At 45.7% G+C, this 20,985-nt stretch carries 12 protein-coding genes; 7 read left to right on the top strand and 5 right to left on the bottom strand.

Annotation, left to right across the window (positions count from 1 at the left end; translation table 11 throughout):
* Nucleotides 1–101: 101 nt before the first annotated feature.
* Entirely contained in the window at nucleotides 102–5,123 is a 5,022-nt protein-coding gene (locus tag RQP50_RS17615; RefSeq protein ID WP_315746223.1) for a SpaA isopeptide-forming pilin-related protein, read from the bottom strand.
* A gap of 299 nt (nucleotides 5,124–5,422) precedes the next feature.
* Here RQP50_RS17615 and RQP50_RS17610 point away from each other — a divergent pair, with 299 nt between their 5' ends.
* Entirely contained in the window at nucleotides 5,423–6,871 is a 1,449-nt protein-coding gene (locus tag RQP50_RS17610) for an alpha/beta hydrolase family protein (RefSeq protein WP_072730260.1), read from the top strand.
* 157 nt (nucleotides 6,872–7,028) lie between these two features.
* Here the strand turns inward: RQP50_RS17610 and RQP50_RS17605 are convergent, their stop codons facing one another.
* From RQP50_RS17605 to RQP50_RS17595, 3 genes are read right to left on the bottom strand one after another with little or no spacing between them, the layout of a single operon-like run.
* A complete protein-coding gene (locus tag RQP50_RS17605; RefSeq protein ID WP_139295376.1) occupies nucleotides 7,029–7,304 on the bottom strand; it encodes a hypothetical protein in 276 nt (91 codons plus the stop codon).
* Between the two features lie 59 nt (nucleotides 7,305–7,363).
* Nucleotides 7,364–7,540: a hypothetical protein gene (locus RQP50_RS17600; RefSeq protein WP_315746222.1), complete on the bottom strand. Its 177-nt coding sequence runs from the start codon at nucleotides 7,538–7,540 to the stop codon at nucleotides 7,364–7,366.
* A gap of 20 nt (nucleotides 7,541–7,560) precedes the next feature.
* Complete coding sequence (locus tag RQP50_RS17595; RefSeq protein WP_083545220.1) at nucleotides 7,561–8,220, bottom strand: TetR/AcrR family transcriptional regulator; 660 nt, start codon at nucleotides 8,218–8,220, stop codon at nucleotides 7,561–7,563.
* Nucleotides 8,221–8,408: 188 nt separating this feature from the next.
* Here RQP50_RS17595 and RQP50_RS17590 point away from each other — a divergent pair, with 188 nt between their 5' ends.
* Together RQP50_RS17590 and RQP50_RS17585 are read left to right on the top strand one after the other, a co-directional pair.
* The gene (locus RQP50_RS17590; RefSeq protein ID WP_315746221.1) at nucleotides 8,409–9,383 is read left to right on the top strand and encodes a MerR family transcriptional regulator; all 975 of its coding nucleotides are present in this window, start codon (nucleotides 8,409–8,411) and stop codon (nucleotides 9,381–9,383) included.
* A complete protein-coding gene (locus RQP50_RS17585) occupies nucleotides 9,380–10,210 on the top strand; it encodes an alpha/beta fold hydrolase (protein ID WP_315746219.1) in 831 nt (276 codons plus the stop codon). Before RQP50_RS17590 ends, RQP50_RS17585 begins: the two co-directional genes overlap by 4 nt.
* Before the next feature lie 408 nt (nucleotides 10,211–10,618).
* On the opposite strand, the gene RQP50_RS17580 is transcribed toward RQP50_RS17585, so the two are convergent.
* Nucleotides 10,619–11,854: a stalk domain-containing protein gene (locus RQP50_RS17580; protein WP_394358414.1), complete on the bottom strand. Its 1,236-nt coding sequence runs from the start codon at nucleotides 11,852–11,854 to the stop codon at nucleotides 10,619–10,621.
* 305 nt (nucleotides 11,855–12,159) lie between these two features.
* Here RQP50_RS17580 and RQP50_RS17575 point away from each other — a divergent pair, with 305 nt between their 5' ends.
* From RQP50_RS17575 to RQP50_RS17560, 4 genes are all read left to right on the top strand, one after another.
* Nucleotides 12,160–13,638 carry an aldehyde dehydrogenase family protein gene (locus tag RQP50_RS17575; RefSeq protein WP_268626209.1) on the top strand — a complete coding sequence of 493 codons (1,479 nt, stop codon included), beginning with the start codon at nucleotides 12,160–12,162 and terminating at the stop codon, nucleotides 13,636–13,638.
* A 218-nt stretch (nucleotides 13,639–13,856) separates the two neighbouring features.
* Nucleotides 13,857–14,153 carry a hypothetical protein gene (locus RQP50_RS17570; RefSeq protein ID WP_021252770.1) on the top strand — a complete coding sequence of 99 codons (297 nt, stop codon included), beginning with the start codon at nucleotides 13,857–13,859 and terminating at the stop codon, nucleotides 14,151–14,153.
* A 92-nt stretch (nucleotides 14,154–14,245) separates the two neighbouring features.
* Nucleotides 14,246–15,421 (top strand): response regulator, encoded by a 1,176-nt coding sequence (locus RQP50_RS17565; protein WP_175560755.1) that lies wholly within the window; start codon nucleotides 14,246–14,248, stop codon nucleotides 15,419–15,421.
* 302 nt (nucleotides 15,422–15,723) lie between these two features.
* Nucleotides 15,724–20,880 carry a SpaA isopeptide-forming pilin-related protein gene (locus RQP50_RS17560; protein WP_315746215.1) on the top strand — a complete coding sequence of 1,719 codons (5,157 nt, stop codon included), beginning with the start codon at nucleotides 15,724–15,726 and terminating at the stop codon, nucleotides 20,878–20,880.
* Nucleotides 20,881–20,985 lie beyond the last annotated feature (105 nt).

Here is a 20,985-nt window from a genome sequence, read left to right as displayed (position 1 = left end):
GCAACAGAACTGCTTGTACACTCCTGAACGATTGTAATCTTCTGTATGTGGACAGAATAGTAGGATACCCGCCAAGGAACTCTCCCTGGCGGTTCATCACATCAACGTCTTACAAATAATCGCTTCCGAGCAATCCACATGAGTGCTGCGGCAGTAATGAGAATCATACCGACGATTGGCGATGCAGGCGCTTCTTCACCAGTTTGCGGCAGCTTGCTGCCCGGCTTAGGATTCGGCTTCTTCGAATCCGTCTTGCCTCCTAGATCTGCATCATCAGGATTTCCTTCATCATCCTTGTCACCGTCTGGATTGCCCATGCTTCCACCCGGCTCCGTCGTATTTCCTGTATCGGGATCTGTCGTCTCACCAGGTACCGTAGGCTGATCAGGGTCAGTCGTCGTTCCAGGCGTTGTTGGCGTTGTTGGCGTTGTTGGCGTTGTTGGCGTTGTTGGCGTCTTGGGAACTGTAGGATCGACGATCTGCCCAGGGACCGTTGGAATGTTCGGATCTGTCTTAGGAGGTGTCTTGTCGTCTGGCTTGCTTGGCTCCCACGGTTCATAAGGATCCGTCTTGCCCCCTCCCCCTCCATCGGTATAACGAACATTCTCGACCGTAACGATAGTCAACTGCCCTCTCGTAATTTCGAACCCAATCCATGTAGTATTGCGAATATAGCCGCTCGGTGCCTCTGTCTCCTCGAAGAAGTATTTACCCGGCTTCAAGGCTGGAAGGGATGCTTCTCCGTTTGTATCCGTCGTTAAGATCGGAAGCTCTGCTCCTGCCTCATCTTTAACCGGCTGCTTCTCCGCATCCAGAAGGCGGAACTTGGCACCAGACAGCTTTTTCTCTTTATTGTCATAAGCAATCTTAATCAGCTTCACTGAACCCGTCGGCGGCAAAGCGAGTGTATTACGCACAATGACTACTGCTTCCTTGCCAGCGTTCACATCAAACTCGATTAATTCCGTGTTCAACACATATCCGACTGGCGCCTTCGTTTCTTCTGCATAATACTTGCCCGGATACAGGTTAGGAATCGTGACTTCGCCATGCTCATTCGTGATTAGCAGCGGCAATTCCACGCCTGCTTGATCCTTGACTGGCTGCTTATTCGCATCCAGCAAACGGAACTCCGCACCTGGCAATTTACTTTCTTCATTGGCCACATCAACTTTAACCAACTTAGCAGTTCCGGTCTTAGGCACTTCAGGCTCACGTGTATTCGGTACCTTCACTTCAGGTTCTGCCTTCTTGCTTACTGTGAATTCGAATAAATCGCCGTTCAACACATACCCTACCGGTGCCCTCGTTTCTTGCGCGAAGTATTGGCCGGGATTCAGATTCATAATGATCAATTGGCCATGTTCATCCGTTACCAACTGTGTCAATTCTTTGCCTGTTTGATCCTTGGCTAGCTGCTTATGTGCATCAAGGATGCGGAATTCTGCACCAGGGAGTGTAGTATTCGTGCCTGCCGCCACTTTAATGACTTTCACCGTTCCTGGAACCAGTTTGTTCAAGACGGTAATCGGTGTGTCCGTTCCGTTCTTGACTTCAACTGTAATGGGCTGAGTATTGAGCACATACCCTTCTGGCGCTGTCTTTTCTATTAAATAGTAGGTGCCGCTCTTTAAATTTTCGAATTTCAGGATACCATCTGCAACAGTTTGCCTCGTAGCAATGATATTTCCTTTCGCATCTTTAAGGACAAATTCCGCACCAGAGAGCAACGCACCGCCAGCTTCATCTTTCTTAATTACAGTAATGGAGCCAGGAAGTGATGTGTTCTCAACCGTACGCGTTGCTAATGTTGTCTGATCCTTTTTAATCTCAAATTGTATTGGCTTTGGATTTGAATCCAACTTATATCCCTCAGGAGCCCTTACCTCAATAAGTTGGTATTTGCCTCCGGGTTGGAGTTCTTTCAGCCTAAGCTTCCCGTTTTTATCCGTCTGCTCATCCGTTCTACCAGGAACATCCTGATACACGTCATGTTCATCCTTTAATTGAAGCTTGAAGATGGCACCCTGCAGCCCCTTGGATGGATAATCCGCATCGACCTTGGTCAACTCGAATTCCCATACGCCTTTCGTGTTTTTGATGACTTCTATTTGCCCGTCTTTTTTGAACGAAACAGAGCTCCAACCATCACCTTGAATAAAATACCCTTTTGGTGCTTCTACTTCTTTGAGCTTATATTTTCTAAATCTCTTATCTGTAAATGTTGCCTCACCATTCTTATCAGTAACTAATTTCTCTAGTAAGACAGTTCCCGATTGATCATAGAGTTCAAATTCAACTCCTGGCAGCGTGATTTTTTCATTGTTTGCATCTACTTTTTTAATAATTAATTTACCGCGTCCAGAAGGAATTGCTCCTCCTCCAGCTCCAGAGAGGCTCACCTGAATTTGTGCCTCTTTGTTACCTTGACCAACTATTTGCCCCTTAAAAGACACATCATTGGTAATGACATCACCGTCATTAGCATCAATATAGGATTGATACTCCAATCGGTACGATGTTTCCAGACTGTCAAGGAACGTAAGCGTGAAGGTTTGCCCGTTAAATTCAAGCTTCGCTACGCTGTCCAGAGGCTCAACCAGTGTTCCGCCAGTCTGTGCTCCTGCCTCTCCCGCTCCAAGCTTATAGAGCTTAATCGATTTTTGATCCAATGTGTGACCCTTTGACAAGGTATCTGTTAGAACCGCACCTTTGTCAATAAAGGACTGGCTTCGGTTAATGAAAACTTTCCATAATGCAAGATCAGATTTCTCACCTTTCCCTTGCTCGCCTTTCTTGGATACATACTCTCCGCCAAATGCCGGTGGAACTTCTGCCGACTTCTCGAATACTTTCTTCCCGGCATCGCCCATATCATACACTTTGGCATTATTCTTATAAGTTTTATATACCTGTTTACCTTTCAAACTAGTATCATACGTAATACGATATGCCGTATTGATCGGCTTCTTCGTGAAGATAATGACGATACCGTCTTGACCGTTTTCACTTACATTTTGGAACGTATAATCGGAGATTTCCGTTCCTTGCTTAACGTCATTTTCTCCGCCATTAAGATTTAATTCATACACCTTCAAGGAACCCGTTACAAAATCTTGCCCCTCTGTGTAAAAGTCCTTAACGACCGCTTCCTTAATCTCATTTAAATTGTAATTGAAGTCAATTTGCCATGTGATCACTTTTGTTATCGCATTGTAGCTGCCTGTTTTGTCTCCATTTGCAACCGTATATTTATCCGGTTTCGCTTTTCCAGTTACTTTGATATAAGGAACCTGAGGAGCTTTTTCATTCCAATCCACAAGTTTTGCTGTGTTGATTTCTTCCTTGGTGAATTTATTAGGATCAAACTTTGTTGCATATGTGATTTTATGCTTTGTTTCGATTTTCTCGATGAGAATTTCAAAGCCTGCAGCCGTCTTTGTTACGGTGTAATCTTGCCCTGCTACCAGCTTCTTCTGTGTACCAACCTCTTCAATTACAACGCTGCTTGGTACAAAATCAAATACATCCGTACTGAACGTGTCCTCAATTTTAACTTTATTCATTTTTTTACTATCAGAGTTAATTGTTAATGTCCAAGTAACCTCTTTATTCTTAAAGTCAACAATACCGTCAGATTTGCTGAAAATGACCTGATCAATTGGTTGTTTTCCAACTTCTGTTGTACCATCATGTATTTCCACACGATTCGTAACTTCTGTGCTGTTGTACACACGGTTAACAGATTTCGTTTTGTATTCAATTTTATAGGCACTGCTAATCGATTTTTTAAATTTCAACTCGAAACCGTTCGCTGTTGGTCCGACGATGTAATCTTTCCCTTGTTCAAGTGCAGGAACCGATTTCTCCACAGCTGCGCCTGAATCCTTGATTGTCATCTCTTTAACGACAAACGATGTTTCATCCAGCTTTTGGAGATTATTCTTATCGAAGAAATCCTTAATCCACGCATCCTTTTGATCAATGGTTCGCTCATTATAGTTGTACTCAATTGTCCATGTAATCGTCTGTGTACTAGAATCGTAATGAACTGATTTCTTGTTTAACGGTTTGCTGAATGTAATTTCCACTTCTTTTGTAACTTCATATGGCTTGGGAAGCGTATCTCCTGTCAGCTGCGCTGAATTTTTAAATGATTTTGTTCGATAGTCTGTTCCATCTTTATAGCCAGACAAGTCAGTAATTATCGTTGCATATTCAACTCGATAAGCCTGATCGATATCGCCAAAAGCAATACTAAATTTGGAATCCTCAGGATTTATCGTAAACTTGTTAGTAACATCGGCTCCCTTTATCGCTTCACCACCATCACGACGAACGTTTATTTCGTATATTTTGATGGAGGATTTGTCTAATACTAAGCCATTTGGAAGCTCATCTCCCAATACTGCATTTATAATATTTTCACTGTTTCGATTCAGTTCGATATTCCAATTGATATTTTTCGGATTCCTCGTCTTATCTGGTAAGCCAGATTTGGTCATATTGCTTTCATTTTTACTTTTGAAATTAATGACGAAGGAAAATCCGATATCATCAAACTTGATTTCTTGCTTGGTTCCTCCATCAAATTTGCTTTCGTCAAATTCCCGCCAAACTTCAAAAAAACCTGCCAGGCCTTGACCATTATTAATTTCATCATTAAAGGTGAATGTCACCTCACCATTCTTCGTTACAACGTAAGTACCAACAGTATCACTTCCACCTTCAAGATCACCAGTTAATTCCCGATCCACTCCAAATTGATCAGGCAATTTGAACTTGAATGTAGAGCCAGTACCATACTTATGTCCGTCCTCAAGCTTCCAGTCAAAAATGATTTGTACCTTATCGCCGATATCAGGGCGGACTTTGGTAATATTATTACCAGCCTTATCCTTTATGGTTACTTTCGTTATAATATTTTCATTTATCTCCCCATAAGTTGCCTTCGTCACACTAGGGGCATTCCCGTAAGTCGCATCTGTTACACTCTGCGCTGTACGATTAGAACTATCATCTAGCAATCCATCAAATGCACTCACCATAGTAGGTGGGAACACAAGATTTAATAGCAACGCAATTACTAAAAATACATATAAGGTCTTTCTACGTTCTTTCATGTCTCGTAACATTCACCTCTTCAGCTTTAGTTCGAGCTTCAACTTCATTTCCCGTAATCGGTTAATAAAGTGCAGCTCCCCCCTTCCTTACCGGCTCTATGTATAGCTGCTTCTGCTTCAACGATTAGGCGAGAGTCTACTTACACAATAATCCATGATTCTGAACAAAAACTGAAACATACGCGGTTCACTCTTTAAACGAATTTTAAACGAACGATCGACCTCTCCTTAATCTTCACCCTTTACGCTCAATAGACAGAGGCAAGTACGCTCTGAAGAACGGGAGGAATAGGAACGTTATGCGGCTCTATGAAATATTGCTGGCTTTCTCTTGCTTTGCATTATTGATAAGTACTCTATTTACACACAAACTGCCCCGGCTAACCGGCATCGTAGCCAGTACAATCAGCATGTCCATTCTCACGCTGCACTTGTGGCAAGAGGGTTATCGATGGCAGATGTTCGGCGTGTACAACCTAACTATCGTAGTAACGGGGAGTCTATGTTGGAAAAGTATACGGTCATCTAGCACGTTCAATCTGTGGAAATCTGTGCGCTATACTTTATTTGGCCTATCCTGCGTCGTAATCACATTGACCGTCTTGTTGTCGTCATGCTTGCCTGTTTTTCAGCTGCCGAAACTGGAGGGCCCCTATCAAGTAGGCACATTTGCGATGTCGCTAACGGATGAAGGTCGAGAGGAGATCTATACAGAGAATGGTGGAGATAAACGTAAAATCCTTGTGCAATTCTGGTACCCCGCACAAGTAGATAATGTGCAGAAGACCGTACCTGTCTTTCCTGAGGATCCAAAGATGCTCGCGTCCTATAAAAAGGGATTATCATCATTTATCAGGCTCCCTGAACCGATATTCGATTATTGGAAGTACATCCGCAGCAATGCCTATGAAGAAGCAGCAGTACAGCCTACTTCCGTTCCCTATCCATTAATAATCATCAATCATGGAATGGGGACAACCCGATTGCTTCATGTGTCTCAAGCCGAACAGATGGCCAGCCACGGTTATATTGTCGCTTCCATCGACCATCCGTACAGCACAGTAGCTACAGCGTTTCCAGATGGCACAAATACAGACTATCGAACTACTTTCAACATGGATAATTTCTATACGGTAGGCAAATCTATCGGAACGGTATGGACGGAGGATGTGAATTTCGTCATTCGCCAGTTGGATGGCTTGAATACTGGTCACATGCCAAGCCCACTTACGGGCGCCATCAACATGGACAAGATTGGTGTCATGGGCCATTCCTTCGGGGGCGCGACCGCATTTAACGTCTTGAACACGAACCCCCGCGTCAAGGCGGCGGTCAATATGGATGGCTCTCTCTATGAATTAGACATCAATAGACTAGCCGACAAGCCCGCCCTATTCCTGAAGGCTGATAAGTTCACCGAGATGAAGGAGCAGCAGCGTAAGGGGCTTATTACAGATACGAAGATGAGCAGCATCATTGCACAAGAGCTTGCCATAATGGAGAAAGTAAAGCAGCACGGTGGAAGCATCATTCAATTGGAAGGTGCAAAGCATTATAATTTCACCGACCTGCAGCTCTATTCGAATCTCCTGCAATACGCCGGTATTACAGGAACAATCGATGGGTACAGAGGGGCATCTGTCGTCAATCACTATGTTCTGGATTTCTTCAATAAGAACCTGAAGGGTACTGGCGGAGCGCTGATGAAAGGCGCCAGCAGTGAATATCCCGAAGTTACGTTTCATTGATACACAATAGTAATGCTACTAGGCCGGGAAAGGCAGTCTTCCTTCCCTTCCCGGCCCCAGTCTAATGAAGATAAAAAATCAATTACAGGGTAAGAGTCCGATTTAATCATAAGTAATATACCGACGGTTGGTATCTATTTGTGCAAAAAAAGTTGTTCTACCCCTTACTTGAAATTCGGCGGACATTCCATACATTGATACCTGCAACCACAATTCCGGAGCCGAGCAAGCTTAATCCCCATCCCGTCTGACCAAGCCCAAGTACGACTCCTCCTACAGTCAGCAGCAGCAGTCCGATACCACCACTTATTATAGCACCTCTGTATGCCGCCTTCCGAGATGGGTGTGCAGCTTGATAAGCCTGATTCATTGCTCTCTTGTAGGTGCTGTCGGACAGCCTCTTCGTTGATTCAAGCAGCCTCTTATTTCTCATTTTCACGCTCTCCCCATCTCCAATTTCTTCCTTATCTTCATCACAGGCACCCCTCATTCTCACTTTGCAATTCCTAAGTTAATAACTGCACTTGCTAAAGCACATACGCCAAACAGAACCGCCCAGGTTGCCCAAGTGCTTGTATCGCCACGCCGCTTGCTCAGCACGAGTCCGATGATTCCCGCTATTAGAACCACACTCGCGATGACAGATCCAACTATAAATCCTACATGCATTTGCAATGTCATCTCCTCTTTCACTCTACATTCAGGAAAGCCCCCATGTTCTTGTATTGCTCCATCGCTTTCTGAATCAAGCTGTCGCTGACAACATCCACGCCTAATTGCTTCATCATTAGCTGCAGAAATTGGAGACGTCGAATGGTTCCCTCGATGTCTCGCATGAACAGTACCGGGTTCATCCATACGTTCAACAGCAGCAAGAACACTTCTGCGCATTCATCGGGATATTCCGTCCTAATCGATCCATCTTCCATCCCTTGCTTCATAATAGAAGCAAGCTGCTTCGCATCCTGCAGTACGCAATCCTTGATCCCATTTACGACAAACTGTGGATTATGGATCTGTGAGCATAGGAGAGCATCAAGAGAGTGCGCATCGTGATCGACTGCAAGAGCTTCCAATAAGGAAATGAGCTTCTCGCGGGCATTCGGTGCTTGAGTACTCTGTATTAAGGTCTGGAACATGTCTGCTGCACGATCTGAGCGCTGGTTCATAACCGCCTCCAAAATCTCTTCCTTGGACGTAAAGTGATGATAGATCGCTCCCTTGGACATTCCTACTTCATTAATAATGTCTTGAATACTCGTTTTGTCATAACCCTTTTCCATGAAGAGTTTTGCAGATACCGCCATAATCTGCTCCAGCGTCTGTTCTGGATATTTGTTTCTTGCCATACTGTTTTCCTCCTCCATTTTAATACCGACCGTTGGTATCTATAAGTATAATGTCATAATCACAGCCTTCCGTCAATGTTCTCCTGAGTCTGTTCTTTCTGCTATCCCGAATCCATTACCAAGAAAACGATTGACTCTCCCGTGACGGGAGACTCTATACTCGTAATAGAGAGAAGGGAGACATCAGGATGGAAGGATACTATTCAATCGGGGAAGTATCAAAACGGACTGGCGCAACCGTTAAAACGATTCGTTATTATGATGAAATTCAACTGCTGCCAGCTTCAAAGCTCAACTCCACCGGATATCGCTACTATAACGATGAAGATATCGCCCAGCTGGAGCTTATCTTATTACTGCGATACCTTGGCTTTGCTGTTCAGGAAATCAAGCAAATGCTGCAGCATGATATGCCAGTGTCCACTTCAATCCAGTGGCAGCTGGAGGCTATAGAGCAGCAGATCGAGCATTTAGGACGAATGAAGCAAATTCTTGTTCATGCCCAAGAGCAGCAGCATCGGGGAGCTCCACTTGCTTATCTGCACGACATTGCAGACATTGTCCATAAAAGCAGTCGGCAGCGGCAGCAATTTATCGCTAGCAAGATGCAGCATGCACTAAGTGCGAAGCAGCTGCCCGATCGTTGGCGAGAGCAAGTTCTTACCGCTTGTATTGGGTTCGTCCCGAAGGAGCAGGAGCTGACTGAGGATCAGCTTCACGCATGGTCAAGGATGAGTGCCATGCTGGACGACCCTGCCTTTGTCCAAGAAATAAATCAGAAGCTTAAACCATATTGGGATGCGATATCAAGCCAACAGCTTGACCCTTCCCCGTGGGGAGAGCAATATGTGACAATTACGAACACAGTCCTTGCCCTAATCGAAGCTGGAGAGAACGAGTGCAGTACAAAGATGCAGCAAGCCGCGCTTGATTACGTGTCGCTCGTCACCGGATCCACACCGCCTATTACACTGGATCTAGTGCGCTCCTTCCTCGAGCATGGGGAGGCAATGACTTCAGAGCGTGTTCAGCAATGGTGGGAGCTGGTTACTGCACTCAATCCATCGCTTGCTCCGCAGGCGCGAGCGCAACATATGATTGCGCGGACATTGGCATATATGGCCGGTGAATCTAAGTGGACGGCTGGAGGTGAATCAACATGACCATGGTTGATGCACAGCGTATTCCTGTTGCTGATGGACATATACATATCGCTTCCTATGGCATGAATCACGAGGAGCCTGTCATGCTGCTCCATGGCACCGCAGCCTATCATTATTGCTGGCGCATCGTAGCCGAGCAGTTAGCATCACAATATCGCATCTACTGTCCTGATTTGCTTGGTTCTGGGTTCAGCGATAAGCCGCGGACAGCCGCATACAGCAAACGAGCACAAGCTAAGCGAATTCAGACTGTTATTGAAGCGCTAGACTGCGGTTCTGTCCATCTTGTCGGCCACTCCATGTGCGGTGAAATCGCGGTACACTTAGCCTTGCAGGCTCCTCATCTGGTGCGCAGCTTGACCCTCGTCGCTCCCGACGGCTTCCGCCGCGGTGTAGCCTCACCTGTGAAATGGGCTGCCCGCAAAGGCTGGATGGAAGGTATATTTCGTGGGGCGATGAAGCGCCAGTTGAAGCCGGGTACGCTTGCTCGGATGATTCGTTTGCCACTGGAGCATATGACCCCTGCATTTATGGACAGCTGGACGAAGCCCTATCAGGATCCGAATATTCCTTATGTCATTGCCAAGACATTGGCTGACGACGATACAGGCGCCATCGCGCCTCGAGCCTCGGAGATCGCCATTCCCACGATGCTGATCTATGGCTCAACCGATAAGATGATTCCAATGCGGGTGTTCCGGCAATATGAACAGACAATACCCGGCATTTGCACAGAAATATATGACGGATTCGGCCACGTTCTTATGGAAGAATGCCCTGATCGGCTGGCAGCATCTATTCGTTCCTTTATCGACAAGATCAAATGAGGCATGATAAGTGGAAGCAGATCTACTTGTAACAAGAGAGGCACACAGTAACGCTGGTTGTTAGAATGCCAATAAGTTGTATAGAATACAACTTACGAAATCTGTTCGTAGGAAATAGACAGGTTATGTTGTATAGCATGTAGCATTTTTCCGTGGCAGAGGACAAATATGACCCGCTCAAAAAGGCTCTTGTTGCACAGTGTGCAGCATTGACCCGAAATCGGCCCTATTAAGCTCAACATTCTTGCATTTCATACAACACAACATGCCGGAAGCACACCCATCATTAAAAACAGGGGTGCCCCGAAGTCATGACTTTCGGAACACCCCCATAAGGAATTTATAGGATTGTGTTGTACAACACGCTCTATTCCAATAAAAAATGATAAGTGCTTGCTCGATTTCCTGTTACGATTTCAACGGAATTATATTTTTGTCGATCTGTGCTTTAGAGGATTCCCCAATGAGTCCTAATCTCCAAAATGCCGTTCCCTTCAGTTGATGACGCTTCGCAAGTCCAATCACGCTGCTAATCGTTTTCTCGTTCTCACTCCAAGTAGAAATGCCTAATACCAGCTTCTCCTTCGGTACTTCCTTCAGAGCAAGCTTAATCGCCCCATTTACTTGATCCAATGGCTCTGGTACATTCCCTTTTGTATATTCATACGCCATAATAATGAGATCATCTGCTACTGTGGCCAATGTCTTATAGTCATATCCTTGATAGGCTCCATTCAATGGATGAAGCGCAAGAGAGAGCTTGAGATCAGATGCCTTAGTCTTCTGGGCCAAACGTGTAACGAACTCATTAAAGTCCCGCTTTGCCTTCCCAATATCTCCAGACAAGCCCAACCCTTCAAAATCAAGCACGATGCCGGAGAAATTTTTGTCCGTTGCAAGCTGCACAATATCCGTAATCGCCTTATCGCGAAGCGCCGAATCCTCTAGCATTTTCGTCAGCTCGTTCTTCCGATCTGAAGCAAATACCATGAGATACGGACTAGTTCCTTCCTGCTTTGCCTGATCCACTATCCCCTCAGGTGTTATTTCTCCTGCAGCTTGGGGCCAATAGAAGTCTTTACCGCTCGTTGTGATCGTTCCATCTTCTTGAAGCCTTGCCCAGCCAAATCCCACAGTATCAAATTGAGGGATATACTGGCGCTCGCCGAAAGCTTTTACCGCATAAAAGGCCATACTGTACATCTTCTTTGGCGGTGACTGCAAGGAGACGACTTTCGTTTTCTGATCCCAGGATACCTGTGCACCGAACTGCTTACTGAAAAAGCTGAGCGGAATATAGGTCGTTCCGGTACGGGCGAACGGCGCTGCATTCAACTGCACGGCCTGTCCATTCACTTTGGCTGTCTTCTGGTTCAATTGCAGAACGACTACCTTCTTCCCATCAGCAGCCATTTGATTCGCCGTTACCGTCTTATCTTTCGCATTCCACAGCACTTCGATGCCGAGCGCTTCTGCGATTCCACGGAATGGAACCATCGTATTCCCCTGTACAATAATGGGCTCTGCCTGAAAATCTAGCGGATAGTTATCCAGCATAATCTTCGTCTTCATAGATTGACTGTTCCCAGCCGCCTCTGCGATGCCTGCTTGCTGCGGAAGAAGCAGCGTAGAGGTCAACAGCATAGACAACAGCGAACAGATAAGAAATCGCTTTTTCAAGAAAGCTCCCTCATTTCTTACAAGATTATGAGAGCGATTGCTCTATTACTCTCTCATTCGGATCTATTTTAACTTATTTCTCAATAGAATTCCTGTACTTCCTTAATGTTCCAGTCCATTCGCAAGCCTGTCGCACCACATCTGCAAATCAGTCTCTATTTACATCAAAAATATCTCAATGGGCATGATCCGCTGCCCGCCGGAATACATATGAGATGTACAAGTTATTAACCACTGTACCAATTCCAAATAGAAGGAGTGATTGCATCTTGTCACAGATTCAGATCAGTCCTAAGGTAGAAGCATTCTTGCAAGGTACGAAAAAGCTGTTCATCAATGGAGAATGGACAGAATCCGCGAAGAATAACGTATTCTCCTCTATGAATCCCGCAACTGGTGAAGTGCTGGCTGTCGTTGCCGAAGCGCAGGAAGAAGACGTCGACAGAGCTGTACAAGCTGCTCGCGATGCCTTCGATCATGGCGAATGGTCCCGCATGAGCGGAGCTGATCGCAGCCGTCTCATTTACAAGCTGGCAGACTTGATTGAATCGAATAAGCAAGAGCTTGCGGAGCTAGAAACACTGGATAACGGCAAGCCGCTCCGCGAAACCTTGGCTGCCGATCTTCCTCTCACCATCGAGCACTTCCGATACTATGCTGGCTGGGCAACCAAAAATGTTGGACAAACGATACCGACTGCCGGCAACTTCCTCACCTATACGAGACATGAGCCTGTAGGTGTAGTAGGACAAATCATCCCGTGGAACTTCCCATTGCTGATGGCTGCTTGGAAGCTGGGCGCCGCACTGGCCACTGGATGTACAGTCGTCCTGAAGCCAGCTGAGCAGACACCGCTGTCAGCACTCTATCTCGCACAGCTCATTCAGGAAGCTGGCTTCCCGCCGGGCGTCGTCAACGTCATTCCAGGCTTCGGCGAGACAGCTGGTGCTCCGCTTGTCCAGCATCCACATGTTGATAAGATTGCCTTCACAGGATCAACAGTAGTAGGCAAATCCATCATGCAGGAAGCTGCCCACTCCTTGAAGAAGGTTACCCTTGAACTTGGCGGCAAGTCGCCGAACATTATTCTGCCTGATGCTGATTTGTCCCGCGCAGTCCCTGGAGCGCTCAGCGGCATTACCTTCAACCAAGGGCAAGTGTGCTCAGCAGGCTCACGGCTGTACGTGCAGAAGAAGCTCTATGATAACGTTGTTGCTGACCTCGCTTCCGAAGCCAAACGCATTCGTGTTGGCGCTGGCTTGGACTTAGACACGGAGATGGGGCCTCTAGTATCTTCCGAGCAGCATGATGTCGTCCAGCGCTACATCGAAGCAGGCAGAGCAGCTGGCGCTGAATTGGTGACGGGCGGAAGCGTACCTTACAATCAAGGCTACTTCATCGAGCCAACGGTGTTTGCACAGGTTGATCCACAGATGACCATTGCTCGTGAAGAAATCTTCGGCCCAGTCATTGCAGCATTGCCTTATGATACGCTGGATGACTTGATTGAACAGGCTAACCAATCCGACTACGGCCTTGCATCTGGTGTATGGACACAGGACTTGAAGAGCGCCCATTATCTTGCAAGCAAGCTTAGAGCAGGAACTGTATGGATCAACTGTTACAACGTATTCGATGCAGCCGCTCCATTCGGTGGCTACAAGCAGTCAGGAATCGGGCGTGAAATGGGCTCCTATGCGCTAGACAATTACACCGAAGTGAAGACGGTATGGGTGAATCTTGATTAATGCTGCATTTCTAACCCTTGGCATGACATAGCAGTTATCCAGCTGCCAGCAGCTCGATAGGAAGGGAAGGCCGGTCTCGGGGAGCCGGCCTTTTTCCTGCTGGTCTGACAAGCTGGGACGTCTCATTCTATCTCAGCAGTCGAATTCAGATTTTGTTCAGCCAAATATGGTTGAATAGAACTAACGAGTACGACTATGACTGCTGGAGGAATGCGAACATGCTATTATCCATCATTCAACAAGAAGCACTTGAGCAGGCAAGACGACATGGAGGACGGCTCATTCGCTGGAGTGGAGGATGTTGGACATATGAGGGAGCAGCTATTTTAGAAGAGGATGATCACAGCAAAGCATTCCCCGAATGGCATTGCACCACCAATACGATCTTCGCCTTGGTACGGCGCGGTTACCTGTTGATGGAAGATTGGCGGAGCTGTACACTTGTTGAATCACTCCCAAGCTTGAAGTCTATTAATATGCGGGCTATTCTGGAACATAGGCACTTGAAATCGTAACACGGCTATTCGCTATTTGTAGAAAGCTTATATGCAGCATACATTCTCCCTGCGTATTCAGAAATAGAAATAGAATGGGGGCTATCTTAACAATGGGACTGCATGCCATAATTGTTGATGATGAGCGACTCGCTCTAAAGAAAATGGAAAAATTGCTGACGGAACAGACCGGAAGAAATAAAATTGAGCGATTAATGGCTTGCTATAATCCCTATGATGCAATTGAAATTGCACAGCGGGAGCAGCTCCACGTAGCATTTCTAGATATTGAAATGCCGGAGATTAACGGGTTCGAATTAGCCGAACGCCTGCTGCAAATTCATCCACAGCTACATATTATTTTTGTGACGGCCTATCAAGAATATGCGGTCAAAGCATTCGAGCTTAATGCGCTTGATTACCTACTAAAGCCGGTTCACCACAATCGGCTGGCATTGACCTTGCAGCGGCTTACCTCAACGAATCCGCATAATGGGGCAGCTCCTGCAATCAGCCATGAGCGTACACCCCAGCTGACATTATGCTGTCTGCAAAGCTTGCACTATATCGATGCGAACGGCGCTGCACAGCGATTCCCTTGGAAGACGCTGAAAGCCCAAGAGCTATTCGCGTATCTGCTCTATTACCGAGAGAAAACCGTGAATAAGCAGGTGCTGATGGATCTGCTGTGGCCGAATTATGATACGGAACGCGCTACGACGCAGCTGCACACGGCCATTTATCAAATTCGGAAAATGATCAAAACCGCAGAACTCGATATAGAAGTCAAATATAAAGACGAAGGATATCGTCTGGCTTGGGGCGCATTGCGACTTGACGTGGAAGAATGGGAGAACTCTGTTCGCGAAGCTCCCTTACTGCAGAGGGATACCTTAGCGCAGCATCTTGCCATCTTGAATGCATACACAGGAGATTTCCTAGAAGAGCATCGATATGGCTGGGCTGAATACGAATGGGAGCGCATACGAACGATCTGGTTGAACCATGCCGAGGTAATTGCCCAATACTACCTTTCGGATGAAATGTACTCAGAAGCTACTCTGATCTATCGCCAAATTATTGACAAGTTCCCTCATATGGAGCATGGTTACTTCGCGCTAATGAACATTTATGCCTCTCTGAATCACTCAGCCGAAGTACGCAAGCTGTACAATCATCTGACAAGCAGGCTCGAAGAGGAGTATGATACGGCCCCTAGCAAGGAAATTATCGACTGGTACCATCAATGGATGATGGAATCAGCGCAAGCTAATGGATCTGTAATCTAGCAGCTGCTCAGCACATACACCGACCAACGCCTTACCCATCCCGATAACCTATCGGGATTTTTTTGTGTAAACTGTGTTTCTTCATTTTAATATAGTCGCCATATAATCCTTGTACGCCCCTCCACCTTTCTCATTTCCGCACAAAAAAATGTCAAGCAAATCTGTTTAACATACCATTTCGTTGGGTAATTTCACATGTCAGGAAATGTTTTCTGAAACTTTCATTTGGTTTGACAAAACTGAATCCTTTAGTAGACAATGATTCAGTTGCAAAAAAATTTAAAAAATAGGAGATTCTAAGAATGAACAACCTTAGAAAGACATTATACGGTCTCTTAGTAGTCGCTATTATGTTGAATCTTGTTCTGCCTCCCACGCTTGTTCAAGCGTATGATGGGTTGCCGAATCAATTGTTCAATACCGGAGATCGTAATGCCACAAGCGTTACCGACCTCACTTACGGCAAGGATCCGAACAATGGCCAGGATCCCAGCAGCGTGACGAAGGTTACTTACGGGGCAATTACAGACAATATTCTTACTTCCGTGTCTATAACGGATGCGAAGGGGAATAATATTTCATCTATTCGTCCAAATCTGAATGAATATGTGAATATAGACTATACTTGGAAGCTTCCAGCCGGTCACCATTACGGCGCTGGCTCGACCTTTACATTCCGACTTCCAGACAAGTTCCAGTTATCGGCCCCAATTAAGAATCAACCTTTGAATAAAGGTGGAATCGAATACGGCACCTTTAATATTACGCCGGACGGTCAAGTAACCTTCACGTTCAATGAAGAAATTGAGGATGGCCAAGAGCTGATCGGCGATTTCTTCGTATGGAGATATTTCGACGAGAAAAAGTTTGAAGGTGGAACCCAGCAAGAGATAACTTTTGATATTCAAGGGGACTCCAGCTTCGAAATCCCAATTCATTTCAACAAAAATCCGAACAGCAAAGAGATTACGAAGCGTGGCACAGCCAATCGAACAATCAATCCTACGGAAATCGAATGGGTTGTAGACTTCAATACAAGTGAAGACATTATCAATAACGCTATCTTCACCGACATGCTGCCAGACGGCTTGGAAATCGATATGAGTTCGATTACAGTACATAAGCTTGACGTTCAATTGAACGGAACGGTTAAAGAAGCTGAGCAAGTAGCTTACCTCCCCGTACGCGAAGCCAATGGCTTCAAAATCGAGCTGGGCAATATACAAAATGCCTATCGAGTGAAATACAAAACGAAAATTACCAAGACAGAAGATAAGCGCTATACAAATGCTGTTCAGATCACAGGAGATAATCATAACCCTCTAACGATCTCTTCGGGTGTGGATGTACGATTCAGCAAGCCGCTAGAGAAACAATCGACCGGCTACGATCCTTACACGCAAACGATCAATTGGAAGATTGAATACAATTACAACGAGCGTGATATCGACCAAGCGAAGGCTTGGATTGCGGATGTTTTTGACACGAAGGTTCAAGAACTCAATGTAGATTCATTCGTAGTGAACGAAATGTCTATTGACGATAACGGAAAAGCAACCGTTGTCAGACAACTGGGCAAAGATGAATATACGGTCGTAAAAACAACCGACGGATTTAAGCTGCAATTCAAAAATAAAGTAACGAAAGCTTATTCCATCGAGTATTCGACCAAATCCATTGACCGGGTTTATGAAAATGGAAAAATCAACAATAAAGTCACGATGCATGACAACACCTCTAAAGAGGCATCGAGAGACATTTACCCTGTCATCTTCTTCAAGGGCCATGACGATGTTAACTATGCCAACAAAACGATTGGTTGGTACCTCACCCTGAATCAAGACAACAAGGTGATGGAAAATGTCGTCGTAGAAGATATATTCAAGACGAGAGGTTTGACCATTGATCAGAAAAGCCTTGAGGATAGCTTGGCAGTTGCTGGATTTACCAAAGATAAGGATTATACGATCAATTATGTAGTAGATCCTACAAATTCCCGCTATCATAGCGGATTCAAGATTACATTTACAACGAACATTACTTCCAGTCTAGTTATTCGGTATCAGACAAAATTCGATCCAGTTCTAAATAACGCCAGCTACACAAATAGTGCGACTCTGAATTGGGAAGAAAAAGGCGTATCTCAGAAGCCTATCACGAAAGAAGATACCGTTACACCAGATGGCTATACGAAGAACAACGGGAATAAAAGAGGTTCTTACGATGCCCGCACGAAGGAAATTACGTGGACGATCGATATCAACTACAACCTTCACCACATCGATAAAGCCGTACTTCGCGACTTTTATACCGGCGAGCAGACATTCGTTGACGGATCTTTGACTGTACACGAATTGATTTTGTCGGGTGGCGCAAATGGTGTTCAAGAAGGCAGCATTACAAACGATTATACATTCGAAAAGAAAACGGAAAATAATAAATCGGGCTTCGAATTAACGTTCAACAACCCAATTGACAAGGCTTACCGAATTACCTACAAGACAAGCCTTAACAATCAGTCTGTCGTCAAATCCTACAGCAATGGAGCAACATTGGAGGATAAATCGACATCCAACAAAGTATTCGACGGCTCGGCTTCCGTGTCACCGCAATACGGAGATGAGTATGTATCCAAGACAGGTGTCCAAGGTAAAGGGGAACAATCGGACATCGCGTTCTGGACCGTCAACATTAACCGCAGCCAATCGCACATCAAGGCCGGTTCGGTTCTGACAGATACGTTGTCTGCCAGCCAAAAGCTTGTGCCAGAGTCGATTAAGCTGTACGAAACGACCGTGTCACAGAACGGAACCTTGACTAAGGCTTCCACGCCAATGGATTTAGAGCAAGTTGCGGAATTGAAAGTCGATGGAAACAAGCTTACGCTTACCTTCAAGACAGAACTGGATAAAGCTTACGTTTTAGAGTATCAATCCTTTATTGATGCCGATAATGGCGAGAGTTTAAGCAATAAGGTATCTTTTGAAGGTCAGTCCTCCGGAACAGTAAACGGCAATGAATCATCAAGCATCAAAGTTGAATTCGCTGGAGCAGGGGGCGGAGCAAGCACCTCCAGCCGCGGAGAGTTGAAAATCAAAAAGGTCGATGCTGCTACAGCAGCGCCGCTGGAAGGCGCGAAATTCGGGCTGTACGATAAATCGGGAACGATTCTGCTGCAAGAAGCTGTAACGGATCAAGACGGAATCGCAACCTTTACTGATTTGCGATTTAGACAATACAAAATTAAAGAGCTGGCCCCTCCTCCAGGCTACTTGCTGCCGCAAAAGCCGGAGCAGGTCATTACACTGAGCAAGGATGGCCAGGTCGTTACCATTAAGAACATCAAAATCGTAAGAGATTTTGAGCTCACGAAAGTAGATGCTGAAAATAGATCTAAGCTTCTTGAAGACGCTGTGTTCAAGCTTCAGCGGTTTGATGGAGTCGGATATGCAGATGTCAATGGATATACGAACATACCTACGAAAAAGAACGGTAAGTTGAAACTGACGGATCTCCCTCCAGGTCAATATAAATTGGTCGAGGTTCAGGCTCCCGCTGGGTATAAGCAGGAAGCTAAAGAAATTCCATTTACAATTGATGAAAACCAAACCGTACAAAAAACGGGGACTGTGACAAATAACCGAATCAAAGGCTCTGTTGAACTGACAAAGGTAGATGACGGCAAGCCTGCTTCACCTCTTGCTGGGGCTGAGTTCGAGATTCAAGATGCTAAGACAGGTAAAGTCGTACGCAGCAAGCTGATTACCGGAACAGACGGTAAGGTGAGCACGGGCAACCTGGATATCGGAAGCTATCAATTTGTCGAGAAGGATGCACCTAAGGGGTACAAGCTCATTACGACTCCTTTGAAATTTGATATAAAAGATGAGAGCAAGATCGAGCTCAGATTTGTAAATGAAAAGCTTCCGGGCTCCTTGAAGCTCTTGAAGATTGAAACGGGTAAGAAAGATAAAGGGTTGAAAGGCGCTCAGTTCCGTCTCCTTGATGAGAACCAGCAGCCTCTCTTGGATAAGAACGGGAAGCCCTATCCAATTCAGACTACGGATAAGGATGGACTTATTCTGATTCCGAATTTGAAGGCGGGCACTTACTTTGTCGAAGAGACTAAAGCTCCAGTTGGCTATCTCATCGACAGCAAGCTGACCGAGTTCACGATTACGAGTGAGAAAGAAACGCTCGTTACTGTCGAGAATACTCTTGAGCCTCTTCCGGGCTCCTTGAAGCTCTTAAAAATTGAAACGGGCAAGAAAGATAAAGGGCTTGAAGGCGCTCAGTTCCGTCTTCTTGACGAGAACCAGCAGCCTCTTTTGGATAAGAACGGTAAGCCGTACCCAATTCAGACTACGGATAAGGATGGACTTATTCTGATTCCGAATCTGAAGGCGGGCACTTACTTTGTCGAAGAGACTAAAGCTCCAGATGGCTATCTCATCGACAGCAAGCTGACCGAGTTCACGATTACGAGTGAGAAAGAAACACTTGTTACTGTGGAGAACACTCGCGAACCTCTTCCGGGCTCCTTGAAGCTCTTGAAGATTGAAACGGGCAAGAAAGATAAAGGGCTTGAAGGCGCTCAGTTCCGTCTCCTTGACGAGAACCAGCAGCCTCTTTTGGATAAGAACGGTAAGCCGTACCCAATTCAGACTACGGATAAGGATGGACTTATTCTGATTCCGAATCTGAAGGCGGGCACTTACTTTGTTGAAGAGACTAAAGCTCCAGATGGTTATCTCATTGATGAAAAGCTGACGGAGTTTACGATTACGAGTGAGAAAGAAACACTCGTGACTGTCGAGAATACTCCGAAGCCTATCAAGCCAATTGGTCCGGTTGACCCAATCGATCCTATTGATCCAGTCGATCCGGTTGACCCAATCAATCCTGTTGATCCGGTTAATCCGGTCGATCCATCACATCCTGGTGACAATTCGAAGGAACCGACCGAAAACGGCAATAAGGAACCGAGCAAACCTATCAATCCGGAAGAACCAAACAAGCCAGAAAAACCTGAAGATGATGGCAGCATTCCTGGCCACATCACAGAAGAAGGCTCTAATAAAGAGCCTGAGAAAGAAACGGGCAATGAAACAGGCGACAAGCCAAATAAAGAAACGGATTCAGGCAACGAAACTGGTGACTCTGGTAAAGAGTCCGATAAAACGGATGGCAAAGACTCCGGCGATGGCAAGGATAACAGCGCCACTGACAATGGGTCGAACGAGAAGTCCGAAAATAACGGAACATCGGATAAAGTAAAAGATAAGAGCACAAGCGATAACATCACCAACCGTGAACAAAACCGGAAGCAAGATAAATCCGACAAAGTGCTGCCGAAAACAGGCGAAGACAGCCCGCTGCCTATGCAGCTTGCTGGACTGGCACTTATCATGCTCGGATCCGTATTGTTCGCCATTCGCAAGAGATGGATGAAATCTTAATAGCAGCTATTCCAGACCGACCCCAACTTATGGGGTCGGTTTTTCTATCCCCTTCCACCCAAAAGAGGATTGATATTTCGGGCATGATCGAGTAAAGTAGTAACT

This window comes from Paenibacillus suaedae, from assembly GCF_032337355.1.
Taxonomy (GTDB): Bacteria; Bacillota; Bacilli; order Paenibacillales; family Paenibacillaceae; genus Paenibacillus_B; species Paenibacillus_B suaedae.
The sequence above is the reverse complement of the archived record's forward strand: the minus strand, read 5'-3'. Positions and strand labels throughout refer to the sequence as shown.